6 protein-coding genes are annotated in these 4,062 nt (G+C 35.3%); all 6 read right to left on the reverse strand.

Annotation, left to right across the window (positions count from 1 at the left end; genetic code table 11):
- A partial coding sequence (locus Q0616_RS08285) for a proton-conducting transporter membrane subunit (RefSeq protein WP_298776408.1) occupies window positions 1–841 on the reverse strand: 841 nt, incomplete at its 3' end.
- Window positions 842–843: 2 nt separating this feature from the next.
- Window positions 844–1,170 (reverse strand): NADH-quinone oxidoreductase subunit NuoK, encoded by a 327-nt coding sequence (gene nuoK / locus Q0616_RS08290; RefSeq protein WP_171623761.1) that lies wholly within the window; start codon window positions 1,168–1,170, stop codon window positions 844–846.
- A gap of 16 nt (window positions 1,171–1,186) precedes the next feature.
- Window positions 1,187–1,705: an NADH-quinone oxidoreductase subunit J gene (locus Q0616_RS08295; protein WP_171623762.1), complete on the reverse strand. Its 519-nt coding sequence runs from the start codon at window positions 1,703–1,705 to the stop codon at window positions 1,187–1,189.
- Window positions 1,705–2,205, reverse strand: coding sequence for an NADH-quinone oxidoreductase subunit NuoI (gene nuoI / locus Q0616_RS08300; protein ID WP_188319504.1), 501 nt, complete (start codon window positions 2,203–2,205; stop codon window positions 1,705–1,707). Before nuoI ends, Q0616_RS08295 begins: the two co-directional genes overlap by 1 nt.
- Before the next feature lie 22 nt (window positions 2,206–2,227).
- On the reverse strand, window positions 2,228–3,277 hold the full coding sequence (gene nuoH / locus Q0616_RS08305) for an NADH-quinone oxidoreductase subunit NuoH (RefSeq protein WP_298776412.1): 1,050 nt from the start codon (window positions 3,275–3,277) through the stop codon (window positions 2,228–2,230).
- 24 nt (window positions 3,278–3,301) lie between these two features.
- Window positions 3,302–4,062: Fe-S-binding domain-containing protein (locus tag Q0616_RS08310; RefSeq protein ID WP_298776415.1), on the reverse strand; the 761-nt coding region annotated here is incomplete at its 5' end.

Below are 4,062 nucleotides of genomic sequence, written 5' to 3' on the forward strand. Positions count from 1 at the left end.
ATGGCGCTGCAGTAAACAATTCATTACAACGTGTGATCATAAAAATACCAGCCGTAACCATTGTTGCAGCGTGAATAAGTGCTGAAACTGGCGTTGGTCCTGCCATTGCGTCTGGTAACCAAGTAAACAGTGGTAATTGAGCCGATTTTCCTGTTGCTGCTAAGAATAACAATAACGTAATTCCTGTCAATACAAAACCTGTAAATGCTCCTGGCTGAATTGTTAATTGGCTAAATACTTTTACATATTCTAACGTTCCAAATTCTTTGAAAATCCAAAACATTGCCAATAAGAATCCAACATCTCCGATACGGTTCATGATGAAAGCTTTCTTCGCTGCTTTGATGTATTCTGGATTTGTAAACCAAAAACCAATTAATAAGAATGAACATAATCCTACTCCTTCCCAACCAATAAACATCATTACAAAGTTGTTTCCCATTACAAGAATCAACATGAAGAAGATGAATAAATTTAGGTAAGAAAAGAATTTTGCAAATCCTTTGTCTTCGCTCATATAAGCTGAACTATACACATGAATTAAAAATCCAACTCCTGTAATAATTAACAAAAACAAACTCGTTAATGCATCTATTTGAAATGCAAACGGAACTTGTAAAGTTGGAATATTGATAATATCAAATGCCTTAAAAATTAATGGTTGCGCATCTGTTCCTGAAGGAACGGCGATGAACACCATGATTGATAAAATGAAACTTGCCAAAACTGCGCCACTTCCAATGAAAGTCACTAAGCTGTTAGAAAGTACATTTCGTCCTAAACCGTTAATCAAAAATCCGATGAATGGAATCAAAGGAATTAACCATATATACTGCTCCATTCTTAACCTTTTAAACGATTTAACACATTAATATCTACCGAGTATACTTTGCGGAACAATAAGATCATCACCGATAATCCTACAGCAACCTCAGCTGCAGCTACAACCATAATAAAGAATACTAAAAGTTGTGCATCTGTTCCTTTTTCTAATGCTGGATTTGCGTGATAGTGCATTTTTGAGAACGCGACTAACAACAAATTCACAGAATTTAACATCAATTCTATACACATAAAAATGACAATCGCGTTGCGACGTAGCATTACACCTGTCATTCCTATTCCAAATAGGATTAATGATAAAGTAATATAATAACTGATTGGTAACATCTTTTACTTTTTATATTTAATCCAATAATTCTTCGTCTTTCTTTGATAACATCACTGCTCCAATCATTGCTGAAATAAACAAAATACTGCTCAACTCAAACGGTAAAACATATTCTGAATACAACAATGAACCTAAGTTGTGAATCAATCCTAAATCTCCTGTTCCTAATTCGACAGCTGTTTTTCCTGCTTCTTGATTTTGAGCAAAAATTCCAATTGTCAAAGCAACAAATAACAAGGAGATTAAACTCGCAGCTACTATTTTTGCTGGTCGACCAAAAGATTTTTTCTCACTATTCAAGTTCATTAACATGACCACGAATAAGAACAATACCATAATTGCTCCGGCATAGACAATTACATTTACAACTGCTAAAAACTGAGCGTTTAACAATACATAATGTCCACTGATGCAGAAGAATGTTACGATTAGATATAAAATGGAATGAACAGGATTTTTACTGAACACCATTAGTAGCGCACTTAACACCGTTAAGCTTGACAATACGTAGAATAAAATAATAGGTAATTCCATTAGTTTGTAGCTTTTTTCGGGATTAATAAATCTTCTTTAGAATAGATGAAGTTTTGACGTTTGAAACTTGCTGGTGGGACAGTTTGCGATAAATAAACGGCATCTTTTGGACAAGCTTCTTCACAAAATCCACAGAAAATACAACGTAACATGTTGATTTCATATTTCGCTGCGTATTTTTCTTCGCGGTAAAGATGCTCTTCCCCAGGAAGTCTTTCTGCTGCTTCCATTGTAATCGCTTCTGCTGGACAAGCTAAGGCACAAAGCCCACAAGCCGTACAATTTTCACGATCTTCTTCGTCTCTATTCAAAACGTGTAATCCTCTAAATACAGGACTAAACGGTCTTGTTTTTTCTGGATAACTGATTGTTGCTTTCTTCGAGAAGAAATGCTTCAATGTAATCATCAACCCTTTTGCGATAGCAATCAAATAGATACTTTCCCAAAAAGTAAGGGGTTTACGTTCTACTTGTTTTACTCTATTTGTAATTGGTTTCATACTTTTAATGATTTTGATGATTCTACTTGTTTAATAATAAAATCACTAAGCCTGTAATTAACATATTGATTAATGCTAAAGGCAATAATTTTTTCCAACCTAAATCCATTAATTGGTCATATCTGAAACGAGGAATCGTCCAACGCACCCACATATAGAAGAAGATGAAGAAACAAGATTTTGCGAATAATGAAAGGAAATTAAGAATTGCCGTTCCATTCATTCCAATTGCATTTGTTAACGTTGCATCGTCTACAAATGGGATATCGTATCCACCAAAATAGATGGTAGAAATAACCACCGCACTAATAAACATGTTGATATATTCTGCGAATAAGAAGAATCCCATCTTCATCGACGAATACTCTGAGTGATAACCTCCAATTAATTCATTTTCTGCTTCAGGTAAATCGAAAGGTGTACGATTTGTTTCTGCGAACGAACACACCAAGAAAATGATAAATCCTAATGGTTGCAATAGTATAAACCACGCATGTTCTTGTTGATAAAGTACAATATCACTTAGTTTTAACGAACCTGTCATCATCAAAATTGTGATCAACACGATTCCCATTGGTAATTCGTACGAAATAATCTGCGAAGCTGCACGCAAACCTCCCATCAAAGAGTATTTGTTATTCGATGCCCAAGCACCAATCATAATACCGTATACACCTAAACTCAATACACCTAAGATGTATAAAAACCCAATGTTAACATCCGCAATTTGCGGAACAACCACACGGTCTCCGATTTCGAAAGGTGTCGACCATGGAATTACCGCACCTGTCATACAAGCGACAATCATTGCCAAAGACGGACCTAAGATGAATAAAAATTTATTCGAATCTTTTGGTGTGATTTCCTCTTTCGAGAATAATTTTAACCCATCGGCAAGTGGTTGTAATAAACCAAAAATACCTGCGCGGTTTGGTCCAATACGATCTTGTAAAAATGCTGCAACTTTACGTTCAGCCCAAGTAGAATACATGGCAACAACTAATGCAAAACCAATCATTACGCCTACTAAAGCTAACTTTTCTAATGCATCAGCAATAAATTCTTCTGTCATTTTGTTAATTTTATTTACGAATGATTAATCTTTAAAATCTTTACTTGTTGCTGGTCCATCAATTTTAGATAAATCACGATTTGGTTCATTTACTTCAGAAACCGTATGAATATCTAATAAAATCTTTGGATCGCGTTTAATTACTTCTGGAAGTGTTTCTTTTGGTTCCACTTTATTCTCAAAGTAATGACCTTGACGAATAACAGAATCTTTTGCAACTTCTGATGGTTTTTCTAACGTCCAATCGTTGATATCTTTTTTATCAAAACGACACGTATTACAAATCCAATCTTTTACTTCGTTAAATTCATCTTTACGAGCTGTTACACGGAAAACTTCATTTCCACGGAACCACACTTGCGCTTTACCAGAACAAGTAGGACAATCGCGATGTGCATCAACTGGATTCAGGAACCACACACGGTTTTTGAAACGGAACGTTTTATCTGTTAATGCGCCAACTGGACAAACATCAATGATATTTCCAATAAATTCGTTATCTAAACTTTTGTTGATATGTGTCGAAATTTCAGCGTGATCTCCACGATTCATTACGCCATGCTCACGACAACCTGTGATTTGATCCGCCGTTTTTACACAACGATAACATAAAATGCATCGGTTCATGTTCAACTGAATGTTTGGACCTAAATCTTCTTTTGGGAATGTACGACGTTCAAATTCGTAACGCGTAGCTTCTGCTCCGTGTTCGTAACTTAAATCTTGTAATTTACATTCTCCTGCCTGATCACACACTGGACAATCTAAAGGGTGATTGATTAATA

This window comes from uncultured Empedobacter sp. (assembly GCF_937930195.1).
Taxonomy (GTDB): domain Bacteria; phylum Bacteroidota; class Bacteroidia; order Flavobacteriales; family Weeksellaceae; genus Empedobacter; species Empedobacter stercoris.

Excerpts from the sequence above, each read along its gene's own strand:
- nuoK (WP_171623761.1), bottom strand. The coding sequence starts at position 1,170 with ATGTTACCAATCAGTTATTATATTACTTTATCATTAATCCTATTTGGA.
- Q0616_RS08295 (WP_171623762.1), bottom strand. The coding sequence starts at position 1,705 with ATGGAATTACCTATTATTTTATTCTACGTATTGTCAAGCTTAACGGTG.
- nuoI (WP_188319504.1), bottom strand. The coding sequence starts at position 2,205 with ATGAAACCAATTACAAATAGAGTAAAACAAGTAGAACGTAAACCCCTT.
- nuoH (WP_298776412.1), bottom strand. The coding sequence starts at position 3,277 with ATGACAGAAGAATTTATTGCTGATGCATTAGAAAAGTTAGCTTTAGTA.